The 16,792-nt window shown below is 71.3% G+C and carries 18 protein-coding genes; 10 read left to right on the forward strand and 8 right to left on the reverse strand.

What is annotated here, in order from left to right:
- Positions 1 to 366: 366 nt before the first annotated feature.
- A complete protein-coding gene (locus AB0F82_RS20005; RefSeq protein WP_362629381.1) occupies positions 367 to 594 on the forward strand; it encodes a hypothetical protein in 228 nt (75 codons plus the stop codon).
- A 532-nt stretch (positions 595 to 1,126) separates the two neighbouring features.
- On the forward strand, positions 1,127 to 1,291 hold the full coding sequence (locus tag AB0F82_RS20010; RefSeq protein ID WP_362629384.1) for a hypothetical protein: 165 nt from the start codon (positions 1,127 to 1,129) through the stop codon (positions 1,289 to 1,291).
- A 538-nt stretch (positions 1,292 to 1,829) separates the two neighbouring features.
- On the opposite strand, the gene AB0F82_RS20015 is transcribed toward AB0F82_RS20010, so the two are convergent.
- Together AB0F82_RS20015 and AB0F82_RS20020 are read right to left on the reverse strand one after the other, a co-directional pair.
- The gene (locus AB0F82_RS20015) at positions 1,830 to 2,492 is read right to left on the reverse strand and encodes a response regulator transcription factor (RefSeq protein ID WP_356812671.1); all 663 of its coding nucleotides are present in this window, start codon (positions 2,490 to 2,492) and stop codon (positions 1,830 to 1,832) included.
- Complete coding sequence (locus AB0F82_RS20020) at positions 2,489 to 3,610, reverse strand: sensor histidine kinase (protein WP_362629388.1); 1,122 nt, start codon at positions 3,608 to 3,610, stop codon at positions 2,489 to 2,491. Before AB0F82_RS20020 ends, AB0F82_RS20015 begins: the two co-directional genes overlap by 4 nt.
- A 264-nt stretch (positions 3,611 to 3,874) precedes the next feature.
- Between AB0F82_RS20020 and AB0F82_RS20025 the strand changes: the two genes are divergently transcribed.
- The 4 genes from AB0F82_RS20025 to AB0F82_RS20040 all read left to right on the forward strand — a co-directional run bounded on the left by AB0F82_RS20025 (position 3,875) and on the right by AB0F82_RS20040 (position 8,805).
- On the forward strand, positions 3,875 to 4,795 hold the full coding sequence (locus AB0F82_RS20025; protein ID WP_362629391.1) for an ATP-binding cassette domain-containing protein: 921 nt from the start codon (positions 3,875 to 3,877) through the stop codon (positions 4,793 to 4,795).
- The gene (locus AB0F82_RS20030) at positions 4,792 to 5,616 is read left to right on the forward strand and encodes an ABC transporter permease (RefSeq protein ID WP_362629394.1); all 825 of its coding nucleotides are present in this window, start codon (positions 4,792 to 4,794) and stop codon (positions 5,614 to 5,616) included. Before AB0F82_RS20025 ends, AB0F82_RS20030 begins: the two co-directional genes overlap by 4 nt.
- Before the next feature lie 656 nt (positions 5,617 to 6,272).
- The gene (locus AB0F82_RS20035) at positions 6,273 to 6,641 is read left to right on the forward strand and encodes a hypothetical protein (RefSeq protein WP_362629397.1); all 369 of its coding nucleotides are present in this window, start codon (positions 6,273 to 6,275) and stop codon (positions 6,639 to 6,641) included.
- A gap of 1,183 nt (positions 6,642 to 7,824) precedes the next feature.
- Positions 7,825 to 8,805 carry an L-threonylcarbamoyladenylate synthase gene (locus tag AB0F82_RS20040; RefSeq protein ID WP_362629661.1) on the forward strand — a complete coding sequence of 327 codons (981 nt, stop codon included), beginning with the start codon at positions 7,825 to 7,827 and terminating at the stop codon, positions 8,803 to 8,805.
- A 19-nt stretch (positions 8,806 to 8,824) separates the two neighbouring features.
- Here AB0F82_RS20040 and AB0F82_RS20045 read toward each other — a convergent pair whose 3' ends face one another.
- Positions 8,825 to 9,460, reverse strand: a complete 636-nt coding sequence (locus tag AB0F82_RS20045) for a carbonic anhydrase (RefSeq protein ID WP_362629400.1) — start codon at positions 9,458 to 9,460, stop codon at positions 8,825 to 8,827.
- Between the two features lie 712 nt (positions 9,461 to 10,172).
- Between AB0F82_RS20045 and AB0F82_RS20050 the strand changes: the two genes are divergently transcribed.
- From AB0F82_RS20050 to AB0F82_RS20060, 3 genes are all read left to right on the forward strand, one after another.
- A complete protein-coding gene (locus AB0F82_RS20050; protein ID WP_362629403.1) occupies positions 10,173 to 10,397 on the forward strand; it encodes a hypothetical protein in 225 nt (74 codons plus the stop codon).
- A 175-nt stretch (positions 10,398 to 10,572) separates the two neighbouring features.
- Positions 10,573 to 11,694 (forward strand): nucleotide disphospho-sugar-binding domain-containing protein, encoded by a 1,122-nt coding sequence (locus AB0F82_RS20055; protein ID WP_362629406.1) that lies wholly within the window; start codon positions 10,573 to 10,575, stop codon positions 11,692 to 11,694.
- Between the two features lie 80 nt (positions 11,695 to 11,774).
- Entirely contained in the window at positions 11,775 to 12,014 is a 240-nt protein-coding gene (locus AB0F82_RS20060) for a hypothetical protein (RefSeq protein WP_362629409.1), read from the forward strand.
- Between the two features lie 61 nt (positions 12,015 to 12,075).
- Here the strand turns inward: AB0F82_RS20060 and AB0F82_RS20065 are convergent, their stop codons facing one another.
- From AB0F82_RS20065 to AB0F82_RS20080, 4 genes are all read right to left on the reverse strand, one after another.
- Positions 12,076 to 12,951 carry an alpha/beta hydrolase gene (locus AB0F82_RS20065; protein WP_362629412.1) on the reverse strand — a complete coding sequence of 292 codons (876 nt, stop codon included), beginning with the start codon at positions 12,949 to 12,951 and terminating at the stop codon, positions 12,076 to 12,078.
- 210 nt (positions 12,952 to 13,161) lie between these two features.
- The gene (locus AB0F82_RS20070; protein ID WP_362629415.1) at positions 13,162 to 13,578 is read right to left on the reverse strand and encodes a hypothetical protein; all 417 of its coding nucleotides are present in this window, start codon (positions 13,576 to 13,578) and stop codon (positions 13,162 to 13,164) included.
- 93 nt (positions 13,579 to 13,671) lie between these two features.
- Entirely contained in the window at positions 13,672 to 14,196 is a 525-nt protein-coding gene (locus AB0F82_RS20075) for a DUF3291 domain-containing protein (RefSeq protein ID WP_362629418.1), read from the reverse strand.
- A gap of 32 nt (positions 14,197 to 14,228) precedes the next feature.
- A complete protein-coding gene (locus tag AB0F82_RS20080; protein ID WP_362629421.1) occupies positions 14,229 to 14,942 on the reverse strand; it encodes a helix-turn-helix transcriptional regulator in 714 nt (237 codons plus the stop codon).
- Between the two features lie 477 nt (positions 14,943 to 15,419).
- On the opposite strand from AB0F82_RS20080, the gene AB0F82_RS20085 reads away from it, so the two are divergent.
- Entirely contained in the window at positions 15,420 to 16,031 is a 612-nt protein-coding gene (locus AB0F82_RS20085) for a hypothetical protein (protein ID WP_362629424.1), read from the forward strand.
- 127 nt (positions 16,032 to 16,158) lie between these two features.
- Here AB0F82_RS20085 and AB0F82_RS20090 read toward each other — a convergent pair whose 3' ends face one another.
- Positions 16,159 to 16,695: a MarR family winged helix-turn-helix transcriptional regulator gene (locus AB0F82_RS20090; RefSeq protein WP_362629427.1), complete on the reverse strand. Its 537-nt coding sequence runs from the start codon at positions 16,693 to 16,695 to the stop codon at positions 16,159 to 16,161.
- Positions 16,696 to 16,792 lie beyond the last annotated feature (97 nt).

Consider the following 16,792-nt stretch of genomic DNA (forward strand, 5'->3'; position numbering starts at 1 on the left):
CAGCCGCTGACTCCCTGGCCACCCGGGTCCTTCCCACACGTCAAAGGGGCGCTCGCCTGCACCTTTGAAACGAAGATCGAAACCGATAGTCACGGGCCGTGCACAGACTCAGCCCGACGGTCTACCCACCCGTGCCCCATCGGAGCCTGGGGCTATCCACCGCGATGCGCCTCGGACCGCACCCCCGGCACCCCAGACGTCCGGTCAATGCGGCACATCCGAGCGGCGTGCCGTGGGGAATGGTCCTGCCCGCGCGAGGCGGGCCCCCACGGCGACCGAGTACACAACGCGCTCCGGCGCCTCATCCCCCCGCGTTTACCACAAGAGGTCAGCAACATGGTGTACGAGTTGTCCCACGCTGAACGAATGCAGTACAAGCGGCGCCAGGACGCCGCCTACCAGGCCGGCGAAGAGGCTGTCACCAACCTCCAGGCGGCGCTCGCGCTCGCAGACCTGACCCTCCCCTCCCTGAGCAACGACGGGCCAGTGGCCGGCCACGGCTTCGTCCGGCTCGGCGGATGCAACGCCGACTTCGCCAACCGGCTCGCCGTAATCATCGCCGCAGGTGCCGACGCTCTGCAGCATCAACGGTGAATCGGCAGGGCACCGGGTCCTTCTCAGCCGGGGCTGAAGCCGCGCGCGGGCGATGCCATCCTGTTGGGCGGTGATGGACATGTGCTCGTTGCGCCGGCAGGCCACCGCGTCACGGACAGCCCTCGACGCGGCAGTGTCGTGCTCGGCGCCGCCCTCCAGCGCCGTCCACCCCGATGTGCCATCGGGCCCCGGGACTTCCACGAGGCGGTGATCCATACGTCCCGTGATCATGCCCCGGCCTCGGACCACCCCGCCGCACAAGGATCCGTAGCGTTCGGGGAAGCGGTGTCGGGCGGGCGCAAGAATCGTTTTGAGGATCGTGACCGCTGATCAGCGACAATTCTTGCCTCATGTCCTGGGGCAGGCCCGGCTCATGCCTGGTTCCCTCATTCCCACGCAGATCCGGCCGTACGCTGCCGGATCCGGTCGGCATGCCCGCCGCGGCGGCCCCGAAGACGTCGCAGACCAATCCGCGCCCCTGTATGCGCGGCTCGCAGCGGAGTGGACTGCCCGCGGCGCCGCGGTGCCCGGTATGCCCGACCCCCTCTGGGAGCGCCTGATCTCCGTGGAGCACTTCGCGCGGGAAACCGAATCCACCCTGCGCCGGCTCCACCTCGCCGCGGACCCGACCCCACCCTTGTGCCTGCCGGACCCGGATGCCGGCGAATCACGTGAACCACCCACCCGGCACCAGTGAGCCTGCAACCACCCGCGGGCGTTCCAGCGCACAGCCCGACCCACGGGTCCGTCAAGCGAAAGGGACGGTGCAGTTCAGGCGGTGTCCTTTGCCAGGGGCGAGCCCTGGCCAAAACGCTCGCGCTCACCTTTGAAGTCTGGCCTGCCTCGGCCGGCTGCACCGCACTGGACCTCGTCATGAGAGCGGCCTCCCCTTGGAGGATGAGGCGAGGCCGTTCTGTGAAGGGCTGCGTGCTGCGGCTGGTTCAGATGGCGGCGCTGGACGTGAGGGCGCCGCAGCCGAAGCCCGGTTCCGTCGGGGACGAAGAAGGCATTCCGCGCCGAACGTTTGCCGTAGAGAGCGTCCTGGATCCGCCGCCATCGCTCGGTCTGGTTGCACTGGTTCGCGGCCTTCTTCGACCCTGGGTTGTCCCGGTCCACGTTCAGACGGAGCCACTGCGGAGCCCGCCTGACTTCCAGGACGGCCCTTTTCAGTGGCTCGTACACGACACGGGAACCACAGGACATCTCCGACCTCACCATGGGGTCCAGGGACACCATCAGCGAGGCAGCGTGACGAGCCCCATTTCATAGGCGGTGATCACGAGCTGGACCCGGTCCCGGGCGCCCAGTTTGGTGAGCAGCCGTGACACGTGCGACTTGGCGGTGGCCACCGTGATGAAGAGGTCCTCCGCGATCTCGGTGTTCGACCGTCCGCGTCCGACCAGAGTCAGCACTTCCCGTTCCCGTTCGGTGATGCCCTCGACCGGCCGCAGGGAGCGTTCCGGGACAACTTCGGGGCGCCCGACGAAGTCGGCGATCAGACGGCGCGTCACACCCGGCGCGATCAGTGCGTCGCCGGCGGCGACCACGCGGACCGCCGCGAGGATGTCGTCCAGCGCCATGTCCTTGACCATGAAGCCGCTCGCGCCGGCCCGGAGCGCGCCGTAGACGTAGTCGTCCTCGTCGAATGTGGTCAGGACGAGGACACGGGTCGTCGCCGGACCAGCCATGATCAGGCGGGTGGCCTCGATCCCGTCCATGCCGGGCATCCGGATGTCCATCACCACGACGTCGGGGCTGACATTCCTGACCAGCTGGACCGCCTCAGCACCGGTGCAGGCCTCACCGACGACCTCCAGGTCGGGGTGATCGGCCATGAGTACGCGCAGACCGGAACGCACCAGCGGCTGGTCATCGGCGAGCACCACCCGAACGGTCATCGGGCCTCCACCGGAACTCCGACGCGTGCGGGAAGCGGTAGCCTGGCCGCCACCCGGAAGCCGCCCCCGGTCCGCGGCCCGGCGCTGAGGTCACCGCCCAGCAGGGCGACCCGCTCCCGCATTCCGATGATGCCGAAGCCGCGGGCCGAGCTGTCACCGGTGGCGCCGCGCCCGTCGTCGACGACCTCCACGGACAGCTCCTCCGCCCTGTAGTCGATGGCCACCCGGCAACGCTTGGTGCCCGCATGACGGACCACGTTGGTCAGCGCCTCCTGCACGATCCGATAGGCGGACAGATCGATGTCGGCCGGCAAAGGACGCTGCTCCCCTCTGCGGCGCACGTCGACGCGTATCCCAGCATCCGCGGTCGCTGCCGCCAGCCGTTCGACGTCCGCCAGCCCCGGCGAAGGTGCGAGCGGTGACTGCTGCGATACGGTCGCGCCCAGGTCGGCCTGACGGAGCGACACCAGCGTGCGCCGAAGACCCGACAGGGTCTCCCTGCTGGTGGCCTCGATGGCCCGCAGGGCCTCGCGGGCCTCCGCGGGCTGGGTCTGGATGACCCGGCTCCCCACACCGGCCTGGATGGCAATGATGCCGATGCTGTGCGCGACCATGTCGTGCAGCTCCCGTGCGGTCCGCAGCCTTTCGGCGGTCACGGCCTCGGCCACCTCCTGCGCACGCAGCGCCACCGCGTGCTCGCGGCGCTCGCGGCTCAGCAGGCCGACCGTGCAGGATGCGGCCATCGCCAAGAGGGCGATCACGACGTTGACGGTCAGGTTGTCCCCGTGCGCGAAGACGCCGATGACCAAAAGCTGCACGACGAAAGACACGGCCACGGCGGCGAGCGAGGCTCGCCGACTGCAGGTGGCGACGATGAAGCCCAGGACGAGATCCACCGCCACAAACGACAGGAACTGGCCCTGATACCCCACCGACAGGCCCGCATGGACGGAGCTTGGAGTGCCCACCACCACGGCGGTGGATCCGCAGAGCGCCATTGCCAGAGCCAGCAGCGGCATCCGTCGTACCACGCCGATGAGCAGGCTCACGGCCATCAGCGACCCGACACCGTGGACCGTGCCCGACGCCCGCGGCGCGCCCCCCACCAGCAGACCCACCACGAGAAGGTGGGAGGCAGCCCCCGCCCAGGCCACGGCCTTCGTTCTCGTCATCGGCGGCGTGCCCCCCACTCGGGAACAAGGCCACGGTGCGCAACACGCACAGGCAACGGGGTGATCGTTATGAGGTCCACGCCGCGAGACTAACCGGCCACCGCCCGCGCGGCATTAGGCCCGGGACGTACGCCCACGGGCTAACCCGGCCGCGCGATTGCCGCCCACGGCCCCATGTCCGGACGGGGGTCTCTCGGCACTGTGGGTGCCGTGATCGAAGTCAACGAACTCACCAAGCGCTACGGCGGCCAGACCGCCGTCGACCATCTGTCCTTCACCGTGCGGCCAGGCCAGGTCACCGGATTCCTCGGCCCCAACGGAGCCGGCAAGTCCACCACCCTGCGGATGATCCTCGGCCTGGACGCGCCTACTACCGGCTCCGCCACCGTCAGCGGCGTCCCCTTCCACCACCACCCGCGCGGACTGCGGCACGTCGGCGCCCTCCTCGACGCCGCACAGGTCCACGGCGGACGCAGCGCCGCCGCCCACCTGTCCGCCCTCGCCCGCAGCAACGCCATCCCGCGACGCCGGGTGGACGAGGTGCTCCAGGAAGTGGGACTGGCCGAGGTGGCGAACCGCCGCATCGGCGGCTTCTCCCTCGGCATGAAGCAGCGGCTGGGTATCGCCACCGCCCTGCTGGGCGACCCGCCCGTACTCGCGTTCGACGAGCCGATCAACGGCATGGACCCGGAGGGCGTGCTCTGGGTGCGCCGACTCTTCCGGCGCCTGGCCGCCGAGGGACGCACGGTCTTCCTATCCAGCCACCTGATGTCGGAGATGGAGAACACCGCCGACCAGCTGGTCGTCATCGGCCGGGGCCGGCTCATCGCCGCCGAGTCGGTACGGGACTTCGCGGCCCGCGGCACCCACCTCAGCGTCGCGGTCGGGACACCACAGGCCGCCGAGCTGGCAGCGGTGCTGACCGCGGCGGGCGCCACGGTCGAGCCGGAGGGCTCGGCGGGCGCCGAGAAGCTCGCCGTGACCGGGCTCCCGGCGGACCGGATCGGAGCGCTCGCCTTCGAAAACCGCATCCGTGTGGACGAGCTGACCACCCGCACTGCCTCACTGGAGGCGGCTTTCATGGAACTCACCGCCGGCAGCGTCGAATACCAGGCAGGACAGCCCCGATGACCACGCCCGCCCCCGTCCCCCCGACCACCGCCGTCACCGGGCCACCCGTCCGCTTCCGTGACCTGCTTGCCTCCGAGTGGATCAAGCTGCGGTCTCTGCGCTCCAGCCCGTGGACGATGGCACTCACCGTCCTGTTCGTCATCGGGTCCTCTGCCGTAGCCACGCTCGCGGACAGCACCGCCCGCTCCGGCCCCGCTGAATTCCTCCCCTTCGACGCCTATCCGCCGGCCGGCTACTGGACGCTGGTACTCGTCGCCGGCAGCGTCGGCGCCCTTACCGTCGTGAGCGAGTACAGCAGCGGCCTGATCCGCACCACCACTGTGGCCGTCCCCGCCCGCGGCTCGGTGGTGCTGGCCAAGGCGGCCGTCACCGCCGCGCTGTGGACCGCGGTCGGCACGGTCATCTCCACCGGTTCCTTCCTCGTCTCCCAGGCCATCCTGAGCGAGCGGCACGCCGGGGTCCCACTCACCCACCCCGGGGTGCTCCGGGCACTGGTGGCATCCGCGCTGCTGGCACCTGTCTGCGCACTGATCGGTCTGGGCCTCGGCGTCCTGCTCCGCCACAGCGCCGCGACCCTGGTCACCACCGTCTTCACCCTGCTGATGCTGCCCCCCATGTTCTCGGAGAGCGCTCGCTGGTCGGCGGACATCAACCATGCAATGGTGTCAGCCGCCTGGAAGCGCCTGGTCCAGACCTGGGAGCCGGATCCCGGATCCCTGGGCTACCCCGCCACGGTCCCCGGCTCCTGGATCGTTTACGCGCTCTGGCCACTGATCACGGTCGCACTCGCCGTGCTCGTCATCAGGCGCCGCGACGTCTGAGCGTGCCTCCAGGACGCGCACATCGCGCTATGCACGCTCCGGGGGCAAGGCCCATCATGGGATCGGCGTGCCTCTTTCCTGTCCATGCGGCCGCGTTGGGCCGACCGGGCCGAGCCGGGGCGTTCGGAGCACGGTTCCCGCAGACCTGACCGGACCGTCGACCCTGACGGGGAGGGTGGGCTGACGGGGATGGTGGCGGGCTGCGGAAGTCGGTCCTCGGGACAGCGGCTCGGGTCGCGTTCGGGTCGGTGCTTCCCGTCCGGCGTTTCTGCTGTTCTCGGTGGACATCAAGACCGCAGGCAGCCTCTCCTGCCGCTGTCGCTACCGACCTTGCGGGTGGCCTTCGCCCGCTACAGCGGCAGCGCGAGGGTTCACCGGGTGGTGGTGTGCGTGTTCAGCAGCTACGGCCATGAGCACCATCAGCGGCGCCAGCACCTTGTGGAGGGTGGAACTACGCATGCGCACCGCCCAGGACGCGCCGATGTCGGCGTACACGTGAACGTACACCACCCCGTGCGGATACCAGTTCGACCGCCGGTACTCGCAGCAGGCCGGCGGCGGAAGGAACGGATTGGCGACGGCAGCCCGCCGAGGTAGCCCCGTTTGGCGGCAGCATCGGCGGTACGCTCATTCCCGCACGATGGGAGGGGACCCTGGTGATGCAGCCGCTGGAGGCCGGTGATCCGGAGCGGATCGGCACGTACGAACTGGTGGGCCGCCTTGGCAGCGGCGGCATGGGGGAGGTGTTCCTCGGCCGTTCCGCGGACCAGCGGCTCGCCGCGGTCAAGGCCGCCCATGCCGAGTATGCACACGACGCCGAGTTCCGGCGTCGCTTCGCCCGCGAGGTCGAGGCCGCCCGACGTGTCGACGGCCGCTTCACGGCCGCGGTCCTCGACGCCGACCCCAGCGCCCGGCGGCCCTGGCTGGCGACCGAGTACATCCCAGGTGTCTCCGTCACCGAGGCTGTCGTCTCCGTCGGTCCGCTGCCGGAAGCCTCGCTGCGGGTGCTCGCCGCCGGCATCTGAGAACCATCAGGGCGGCCAGCACTTTGTAGAGGGTGGCGGAGCGCATACGTACCGCCCAGGAGGCTCCCGCCCATGCCCCCAGCATGCTTCCGACAAGCAGGTTGGCCGCCACCGGCCAGCGTGCGATCACCTCGGCGGCCGGGACCGCTGCCATGCGGGCGGGCAGGGCGACCAGGACCACAACCAGGCTCATCGCCTTGTTCAGGTGACTGCGGAGAGCGCGGCGAAGGAGAACGGGCTGATGAGCAGCGGGAGGCGGAACTCCGCGCCGCCCAAACCGATCATCCCGCCCCGAATACCAGGGGCGCTGAGTGCGTCGAGCGGAGGGGAAGCAGGTTCTGGTCGGACGTCATGACGGGCATCCTCGCTGCTGGCCGGCCTTGCCTGCTACGGCAGGGCCTTGCCTTCGGGGAAAGGTACCGGCTGTCCCCTCGGGGCTCGTCCGGGCCTCTAAGCGCGAGGGCATCGAGGCCCGGCCCGTGAACTGGCCGCCGCACCGCACGGGCATCTGTCCGCGGTAGCGGCACCGAGCCCGTCAGGGAGATGGTTCGGGCACAGCGCGGGTGAGGGGTGCGAGGTCGCCGTACAGGGCGGCGTACAGTGCGGCGGCGAGTCCACGGGCGCGGCCTTCGGTCTCGACGTCAATACAGCACGAAGTAGACCGGGCCGGCGGAGGAGTCGGAGCGGACCTCCCGCGCGTGGAACAGGCGGACGACGGCGGCGCGGATCGCTTCGGACGCGGCATCGCTCATGGTGTGGTCCGGGTCGGCCATGAGTACGTCGGCTTGCTTTTACGCGGCGTTGAAGGCATCGACGGCGGTGGCGTCGGGGACCTGGCCGGCGGGGCACGGAGTGGGCAACGGCTGCATGAGGGCGTCGTCCGAGGTGAGGCGGGAAGGCTGCGGCGTTGACGCCGATCGTGCCCTTGTCGGTGCGGCGGCGTCGGTGGGGTGAGGCGTGTGCGGGTCGTAGAAGGCGCTTCATGGACGTGTGCAGGTCGGCGGCCCCGGTACCTGCCCGGCACCCGGGGCCGCACCATGTTCGGCCCGACCCTTCCGGGTCCGGCTCGGCCCTGGCGGTGGACCGCCGGGCCGGGTCGGCATGATGAGGTCCGTAGGGCGTGTCCTTGCCGTCATCTGCCGGCGAGGTCATGGACGTGGGCACGGAACAATGGAGTACTGCGATGGTGACGGCAACGACCAGTGACATCGAGCGGGCGGCCGAGGTGCTGCGCGCCGGCGGTCTGGTGGCCTTTCCGACCGAGACCGTCTACGGTCTGGGCGCGAACGCCGAGGATCCTGCCGCCGTCGCGCGCATCTTCCAGGTGAAGGGGCGTCCGCCTTCCCACCCGCTGATCGTCCACATCGCCGCGGCGGAGCATCTGGACGACTGGGTCGAGACCGTGCCCGCGACTGCGCGTCTGCTGGCCGAACACTTCTGGCCGGGACCGCTGACCCTGGTCCTGCGGCGCGGCCACCGGGTGCCGTTGGAAGCGACGGGTGGGATGGAGACGGTGGCCGTGCGCGTGCCCGACCACCCTGCCGCCCTCGCGGTGCTGTCGGCCTTCGGTGGCGGCGTCACGGCCCCGTCCGCCAACCGCTTCGGCTCGGTCAGCCCCACGACGGCCGAACATGTCCGTACGGAGCTTGGTGATGCCGTCGACTTCGTGCTCGACGGCGGCTCCTGCGAGGTCGGCGTCGAGTCGACCATCGTTGATGTCACGGGCGAGATCCCGAGCATCCTGCGGCCCGGCGGGGTGACGCGCGAGGACCTCGAAGCGGTACTGGGGCGCTCGATCGCGGTGCCTTCGACGAGTCATGTCCGGGTACCGGGCCAGCACCCGTCGCACTACGCGCCGCGTGCGCGGGTTGTCCTGGTCGAGCCGGAGAAGGTCGTTGCCGAGGCCGAGCTCGCGCAAGGGCTGGGGCACAAGGTCGGCGTCTTCGTGCCTGGCTCCTTCGCCGACGCCCCGGTGAAGGCGCACGCGGTGGTGACGGTCCCCGGTTCGATGGACGCCTACGCGCACGGCTTGTATGGATTCTTGCGCGAGCTCGACCAGCAAGGGTGCGACCTCATCATCGCCTACCTGCCGCTGGAGGACGGGCTGGGGCTGGCGATCGCCAACCGGCTTCGCCGGGCTGCGGGGCCCCGGCCCTCCCGGTGAGCGGCCGCAACTGGGACGGTCAGGACGCGGTGGGGACCGCCGCATCGATGCCGCGGGCGGCGACGGGGTGTGCAGTGCCGTCGGCCAGCCGGTAGGACAGCCCCACCACTGCGAGGCGGCCGTCGGCGACCCGTTCGGCCAGGACGCGGGAGCGTTCGAGCAGCAGGTCCACGGTCTGCTCGATGTGCTCGTCCAGGATCTCCTCGGCCGTCTCGCGTCCGGCGGCGCGGGCTGCCAGCACGCTCGGGGTCACCCGTTCGACGACATCCCGGACGAAGCCGCCTGGCGTCTGTCCGTCTTCCAGGGCGGAGGAGGCCGCGGCGACGGCCCCGCACGAGTCGTGGCCGAGGACGACGACCAGGGGCGCGTTGAGGACGCTCACGCCGAATTCGATGCTGCCGAGCACTTCTGTACCGGCGACATGCCCGGCGGTGCGGACCACGAACAGGTCGCCCAGGCCGCGGTCGAAGATGATCTCGGCGGCCAGCCGGGAGTCGGAGCACCCGAACAGCACGGCGAAGGGCTGCTGGGACGGTGCGGTCTCGGTGCGGCGGGTGGCGTCCTGGTTCGGGTGCTCAGGCGTGCCGGAGACGAAGCGCTGGTTGCCGGCCATGAGCAGCTCGAAGGCGTCGCGGGGCGTCTGGGTCTGAGTCATGGCCGCAGCTTACGAGGCGGCACCGGCCGTCGCTGCGACCGGTCCCGCCGGAAGGCGCCGGGTCGGGCGACGTCGCCCGGCCGCCAATTGACCCCAGGCGCCGGGCGAGGGCGCCCTTGAGGCAGAACCTCAGCGCGCGGCTCGGCTGCCCGGCCCCGTACGGGTCCCCAGCTCTGCGTACGTCCTGCACAACCGCTGAACGAGCCAGGCGCTGCTCGCGCTGTCGGCCGAACGGGCCATCACGTCCTGAGTGCGTAACGGTCCCCTGGGACGTACATTTCGGGCACTGCGCGGGGCAGAACCGGGGCGTCGACCGCACCATTCAAGCCATGTGAAGGCACACGGGGACCACCATGCGCACTGCCCGCAAGAGTTGGAAGACCTACAGCCTCGGGGCCGCGGCCATCGCCGCACTCCTTTCGTCCGCGGCATGTGACTCCGACGGCGGCACCGCCCCGGGCAAGCGCCCGGCCGCGTCCGATGCCCCCACCGCGTCCGGCGCCGCTTCCCCGTCCGGTACCCAGCGCCCGTCCGGCAGCACGGCCCGGCCGGGTGGCAGCGGGGGCACCGCCGCCCCCGCGCAGAGCACGGGTGGTGGCGACACCACCATCGCCGCCCGCAACGACAACGAGTCGGCGATCCGGTCGCCCCGACGGAGTCCAAGCCGCGGGCCGCCGCCACGATCGGGCCGAAGGAAAAGGCGTACGCCGGCGTGTTCGTCTTCCGGGCCGGCCAGCAGACGAGGACCGTCACCTCGTTCTCCCTCGGCTACCAGGACCGCGCCCCCGACAGCAACCGGGAGGCGGCGCCGCTCGACATCAGGTTGTCGGACGAGGTGGGCACCCTCACCGTCGGTCCCAACCCCCGTGTCACGTACTGGAACACCGATCTGCGCGTGGTCGAGGACTTCCTGTTCAGGTCATCCGGCAACGGCTAGCCGGCGCTCTGAGGCGCGCCTTGAGGTGGCGCCTTGCCCACGGTGCTCCCAGAACGTCTGGTTTTCGATCTCCCAGGGGGAACACCGGGCGTCGTTCCGGCAGTTCAACGGGTGGAACCGGGGGCGGGCCCGCACGACTCGTCCCCGACCGGCACACCATGGGCAAGGAGAAGCCGTGCGCATACTCTTCACCGGCCCGGCCTCGGCCGGGCACCTCTTTCCGATGGTCCCGACGGCGCAGGCCTTACGCGCCGCCGGCCACGACGTGTTGTTCGCCGGCTCGCAGCCGCTGCACCAGCTGCGCCAGGCGGGTTTTCCGCTCGTCGAGATAGGCGACGGCCGCAGCATCCGGGACGTGTTCGAACGGTCCACGGGCGAGGAGGTGCGTTACGTCGCGCCCGACATGACCTCTGACCAGATACTCGACCGGGCGGCACACGGCTTCGCGCTCATCTCCCGTTCCACCGTGGACGGTCTGCTCGAAGCCGCCGAAAGCTGGCGCGCCGACCTGCTGGTCTACGACTCCTTCCAGGCCTCGGCACCTCTGGTCGCGGCCAAGCTCAAGATCCCTTCGGTGATCCAGAACTTCGGCGTCACCTCCGGCCATGACATGGTCGGCCGGCTCGCCGCCAACTTCACCGAGGCGTACGAGACGTACGGGGTGGACGGACCCGCCGAGTCCACCGCGCTGAACATCGTCCCCGCCTCCCTCGGCGGCGACCCGGGCGGCCTGCGGATGCGCTACCTCCCGTACAACGGCGGCGGCACCGTCCCCCTCGAACTGCTCCGCCGCGGTACCCGCCCGCGCGTCGCCGTCACCCTGGGTACGGTGCTCACCGAGCTGGACGGCGTCCGCGCCATCGTCGGCCTGATCGAGGCCGCGGCGTCGGTGGACGCGGAGTTCCTGCTTGCCGTCGGCGACACCGACCTCGCGCCGCTGGGCACTCTCCCGGACAACGTCCGCCCCTTGCCGTGGGTCCCGCTGGCCGAGCTGCTGACCGCCTCCGACGCGCTGATCCACCACGGCGGCTCCGGCACCCTGCTCACCGCCCTCCAGGCCGGTCTGCCCCAGCTCCTGCTCCCTCAGGGCGCCGACCACTTCACCAATACCGGGGCCCTCACCGCGACGGGCGCCGCCCTGCGCTCCACCTCTGACGAGGTGGACGCCGCGCTCCTGACGCGGCTCATCGCCGACCCGGCCCTGCGCGAGGCCGCCGAACGCCTCCGCGCGGAGAACGCCGCTCTGCCGAGCCCGGCCGAGACGGTCCCCGCCCTGGAGGCCCTGGCCGCCGCCTGAGCCTCCTCCACGCGATCGCCGAGGCCCGCAGGAGCCCGGACGGGGAACGACCCCCTGTCCGGGCGACGCGGGAGCCCGACATGATCGGCAAGCAGGACACCCCCCTGGCGAAGGGCGGCCGCGCGGGTCCCTGCCGGGCGAGGCGCTGGTGGCCGGATCGGAGCCCGGCCCGGTGCAGCGCACCGGACCCGGAGGGTCGGGTCGGCTGCGGTGGCACGGTCGCGGAGGCCGACCTGGTGGCGGCGGCCGACGGCTCGGCGGTGCCGTGCGGCGCCGCCTCCTGCCGGCCCACCCGGGTCCGGCGGACGGCCCCGCACTGAGGACCCTTCACCGGCCCCGGCGCGGTCACCGTGGGCGCACTCCTCACCCGGCTGCGCTGCGTCAGGAACCGGTGGTCGGCACCGTGAGCGCGGCGAGCTCCCCGAGGACCCGGGCCGCCGGCGCCGGGTCGACCAGCCACTTCAGGTGGCTGCTTGCCAGGGTGCGGACGTCGTAGGGGTTGTCCGGCGTGAGGGCGTTGCCCTCGCGGATCAGCCGGTCCTGCAGGGCGAGCGGCAGACTCGCGTCGTCGGCCAGGCGTACGAAGGTCTTGGGGATCGTGCCCCAGGTCGCCGCCTGCGCCCGGTCTGCCGAGGTGCCGGTGTCGAGGTTCTCGTCGGGCTGGAAGGTGTTCAGGAAGGTCAGGAACTCCTCGTCGGTGCCGTCGGCGAGGAAGGCCGCCTTGAACGCGGTGAGGGCGGCGGGGTCAGCCGTGCGGAAGTTGACGCGCAGCAGGCCGAGTTCCGCGGGGTTGCCGGCCAGCGCCAGGCCGAGGGAGGCCGCGTCGACCGTGGCCATCTCCGGTTCGGCGTAGTAGGCGCCGACCTCCAGGTCGACCGGGGCCCAGGCGGCGACGTAGACGATGCGGTCGATCAGGTCCGGCCGTGCGTTGGCGGCGGCGGTGGCCGTGATTCCGCCGCGGCTGTGCGAGACGAGGACCACCGGCCCGTTCTGCTTGGCCCGTTCCAGGACGCCGATCAGGTGCTTGGCGTTGTCGGCGAGCGTGACGCCCCGGATCGAGCCGGGCGCCGCGGCGAGCCCTTCGAGGTCCTGCGGTGCCTGGTAGGAGCGCTGGTAACCGGCCTCGAAGCCGTGACCGGGCAGGTCGACGGCTACGGAGCGGTGCCCGAGGAGGCCGAGTTCGGCCTGGAGCGGCGCGAAGGAGAAGGAGTTCGCGAAGGCGCCGTGAACGAGCACGAAGGTGGGGGTCGGCTGCATCTGTCTGATCGCTCACTCTCTCCGTCGGTCACGAGGAATCGTTGGGACACCGGTGGCACCGGGTGGCGGCGAGCTCCTGCCGGGTTCCCCTCAGGACAGTACGCAGAGAATGATCATCAAATCAATCGGTACGGGTTCCTCCGCTTGGCGCCCGGCCTCCCGCGCGCCGTCGACCGTCGGCGGAGAGGGTGGTGACGGTCCGGGGCCGGGTCAGGGCATCTCGTCGGGGTCGCAACTGGCCCGGCGGAGCCCGATCGTGCGGAGGGCCCGCATCAGGGCCTCGGAGTCCCCTTCGCGCACGACATGGACGGCTCCCTCGACCACGAGGCCCGACACCGCACGGGGCACGCGCGCGGAGGGCGTCCGCAGCACCACCCCGCTGGGCGGGTCCAGCCCCCGCACTCCGCGGAACACGCGGAGGACCGCCAGGTTTGAGTCGATGCTGTCGATCCCGGCGGGCAGGGACAGGACCGTGATGTCGGGCAGCAGGACCCGGGCGTGCGCGAGGGCGACGGTGGGGTCGTCGCCATGCGACACGACCTGGAAGTGCGGGTTGCGCTGGATGCCCGAACGGAGCAGTTCCAGCTGCTCGCCCTCGGGCACACCGACCACCAATACCGTCATCACCCTCCCATCGTGCTTTCCGGCGCAGCACGGGGCGACCGGGAGAGATGGGGAGGGGCTGGCCGTACCGGGCTTGGACTGGACCGGGCGCGCGCCTCAGACCGCCGCCGCCCGCGCCTCGTCGGCCGGCCTCGCGCGCCGGGCATCCAGGTGCGGGGCGGCCTCGGCGGCGGTGTACGAGGAGGCGAAGGTGAACGCTCGCGGCGACGGCCCGTGCGCCCGCAGGTCGCTCAGCCGCTCCAGCGCCTCGCCGACGGTCGGCCGGTGGCCGGCGGGAATCCACCAGAGCACCATGTGCGCCTCGACGTGCCGCTCGAACCATTCACGGCGCCGCCGCATCACCTCCAGGTGCCCGCTGCGGTAGGCGAAGTCCCACAGGGCTTCCTGGTTCTCCCACACCGACAGGTTGACGATGACGTCCGCGCCCGCCGGGCGCAGTCCGGTGGCGTCGGCCTCCCCCTCCTCCACGAGCCGCCACACGAAGCCGGGCGCCGCGTCGGCGGCGGAGTTGACCGGATCGAGCAGTTCGACGAACGGCGCGATGCGCGGATCGTCCAAGGGGTGCAGGAGCGTGGCGACGTTGAGTTGGGCGAGGTGGAAGGCGTGCGCGGGTTCGGTCATGGCCTCATCCCAGCACGTAGTCCATTTCTATGTCAATGCTCATTGTCTTTAGAAGCTTCGACGACGACGCAGCACTCCCCCGGCCGGGCGTCCATGCGCGCACGGACGGGGCCGTTGGCGCCGAGCAGCCCTTCCAGCAGTGCGAGGTTCATGCCGCAGACGAGCGGCGGAAAGCGTTGGGCGACGGCATGGAACGGGCAGTTGCGCATACGGACGACGCGCTCCCGGCCGCCCTCTCCTCCCTCGCCTCCTTCACCGTCGTGGCCGCTGTCGCCGTCGCCGCCTTCCAGGTGCGGCTCGTAGCCGCGCGCGACCAGCAGCTTCATGGCCTCTTCGAGCCCGCCGCAGGGCGCCGCCGCGCCGCGCAGGGACTCCCCCCGGCGGCGCGCCGCCGCGCACAGCCCGGCGTCCAGCCCGGCCTCCTCGGCGGCCTCGGCGAGCAGCTCGGCGGCGGTGCGGTAGTCGCGAGCGGGCAGCGAAACGGACCGCTCGACGCGCGCCCGGGTGTACACCTTGGCGGGACGGCCGGCGCCCGGCCCCGAGCGTCCCGTCAGGCGGCGGCTACCGCTCTCCAGCAGCCCCGCCTCGGCCAGCCGGTCCAGATGGTGCGCGGCGAGCGTCCGCGCCACCCCGGCCGCCTCGGCCGCCTCGTTGCGCCCGACCTCGCGCCCCTGGGCGGCCACGTACTCGTACAGTCGGCGCCGCACCGGATCCTGCAGCACCGCGATCACATCGATGTCCTCCACCCTGCCATTCTAGAAACAACACAGGTGGGAGATAGAAGGTGACCACCTCCGCGTGCTCGCCGTGCTGGACGCATGGTGGGGCGGCCTCAGAGGAGGGGCGGGAGCGGCGGAACGTGCGTTGCTGCTGCCCCGGCTGTACCGGCGCACCTTCTACCGGGCCCTCTTCGAATTCGCCCGATCGCATGGGCGCCGCCGGGTGCGCTGCATCACCAGCCCGGAGAACACGGCATCGCAGGCGTTCCCCACCCGGTTGGCTTTCACGGCCCCGGGGGGTGAAGCAGGACTACGACGGCCCCCGACTCGACCGAGTCGCGTTCACCGTCGAAGTGCCCACGCTCTCGAACCCCTCCGTCCCTGGCCCCGTCCACCCCTGAGACCGCCCCATCGCCGACCCTGGCTCAACCCCCGGGGCTCATGGGGGTGTTGTCGGGGCGATCACCCATGTCCCGCAGCACGGGCGGGCGGCAGGGTGAGGCCATGACACCGAACGCGCCGGCACGTCTCGCCGGTATCTCCTTCGTCGCCGCCCCCGTCCTCCTCATCGCCTACGGCTCCGTCCGCCTCCTGGCGGAGGGGTCAAAAGAACCCGGCGCAGCCTGGACCGTCGGCCACCTCGCGTTCCTGCTCGGGGTGCTGTTCTTCGGGGCGGTATGCACGGGGGTGAACCGCATGGCGACGGCCGGCGCGGGGCCGGTACGGCGACGGCTGGCCAAGGCCGGGCTCGTGGCCGGGCTGCTGGGGGTGGCGGCGGCCGCCACGCAGGCGCTGATCGACCTGTATGTGGGGTTTCGGGCGGCGGACAAGCCGGAGATGCGGGAGCTGTTCGGCCGGGTCCAGGACGTCCCGGGCGTGATGCCGGCCGTTTACACCGTTGGACCGCTCTTCCTCTACCTGGGAATGATCATCCTGCTCGCCACCCTCAAGGGCCGTGCCGCCATCCGGGCGCAGGCACTCTTCGTACTGGGCACGGCCGCGAACGCGATCGACCTGGACCTGCTGCCCCTCGGAGGACTCTGCTACCTCCTCGCTTTCGCCCCCCTGGGCCGACGGACATCCACCACCGACACCCTCCCCGCCCGCCCCGCGTAGTCGACCCGGCCATTCGACCGGCCCGTACGCCCCGCCCCTCGACGGATCTGGCCAGTGCCGTCGCCCCCTGCGGGGGCACCGGCCGGGTCGTCGACGTGCCACCCACACTGGGCCGGCGGCCCCCGGTCTACGGGGCGGGCGGCGCCTGTTCGTGCGGGGCCTGCGGGCGGCAGGCGGTGCCGGTGTCGTCTTCCTCCGCGCGCGGCCAGTGCCGTCCTTCGAGGGCCTCGGCGCTGCGGTTGAGCCGGACCAGCACGTCCTCCAGCTCCTGCACCTCCTCTGGGGACCAGTCGGCGACCACCCGGGCCAGGCAGGACCGGTTGACCTCACGGTCTCCTTCGAGCCGGCGCCCGCCCTCGGCGGTGATGCGCAGCTTGCGGGCCATGCCGCCGTCCGGGTCCGCGACACGCTCGGCCAGTCCGCAGCGCAGCAGTGCGGCCGTCTGGCGGTTCACGGTGGAGGTGTCGAGGCCGAAGGCCTCCGCCAACTGTCCGATGGACATGGGCCCTTGGGTGTCGATCCGGCTGAGCAGCAGGTACGCCGACCGCTCCAGGCGTTCGGCGTCGCGCTCGCGCCGAGCCAGCACCTGGTGTCGCGAGAGAAGCATCAGCTCCCGCTCCAGTTTTTCCAGCACTCCGCCTCCCGCTCCTTTCCGGCGCTCCATTATCGCGGACCGGCGGACCGGCGGACCTCTGCGGGCGGGCCCCCGAAGCAATATGCATGATACATAACGTGTGTACTATGCACTTCTCGTTGTCACC

Source organism: Streptomyces virginiae, from assembly GCF_040638905.1.
GTDB classification, from domain to species: domain Bacteria; phylum Actinomycetota; class Actinomycetes; order Streptomycetales; family Streptomycetaceae; genus Streptomyces; species Streptomyces virginiae_B.

Excerpts from the sequence above, each read along its gene's own strand:
- AB0F82_RS20090 (WP_362629427.1), bottom strand. The coding sequence starts at position 16,695 with ATGGAGCGCCGGAAAGGAGCGGGAGGCGGAGTGCTGGAAAAACTGGAG.
- AB0F82_RS20075 (WP_362629418.1), bottom strand. The coding sequence starts at position 14,196 with ATGACCGAACCCGCGCACGCCTTCCACCTCGCCCAACTCAACGTCGCC.
- AB0F82_RS20005 (WP_362629381.1), top strand. The coding sequence starts at position 367 with ATGCAGTACAAGCGGCGCCAGGACGCCGCCTACCAGGCCGGCGAAGAG.
- AB0F82_RS20060 (WP_362629409.1), top strand. The coding sequence starts at position 11,775 with ATGATCGGCAAGCAGGACACCCCCCTGGCGAAGGGCGGCCGCGCGGGT.
- AB0F82_RS20010 (WP_362629384.1), top strand. The coding sequence starts at position 1,127 with ATGCCCGACCCCCTCTGGGAGCGCCTGATCTCCGTGGAGCACTTCGCG.
- AB0F82_RS20015 (WP_356812671.1), bottom strand. The coding sequence starts at position 2,492 with ATGACCGTTCGGGTGGTGCTCGCCGATGACCAGCCGCTGGTGCGTTCC.
- AB0F82_RS20030 (WP_362629394.1), top strand. The coding sequence starts at position 4,792 with ATGACCACGCCCGCCCCCGTCCCCCCGACCACCGCCGTCACCGGGCCA.
- AB0F82_RS20040 (WP_362629661.1), top strand. The coding sequence starts at position 7,825 with ATGGTGACGGCAACGACCAGTGACATCGAGCGGGCGGCCGAGGTGCTG.
- AB0F82_RS20085 (WP_362629424.1), top strand. The coding sequence starts at position 15,420 with ATGACACCGAACGCGCCGGCACGTCTCGCCGGTATCTCCTTCGTCGCC.
- AB0F82_RS20065 (WP_362629412.1), bottom strand. The coding sequence starts at position 12,951 with ATGCAGCCGACCCCCACCTTCGTGCTCGTTCACGGCGCCTTCGCGAAC.
- AB0F82_RS20045 (WP_362629400.1), bottom strand. The coding sequence starts at position 9,460 with ATGACTCAGACCCAGACGCCCCGCGACGCCTTCGAGCTGCTCATGGCC.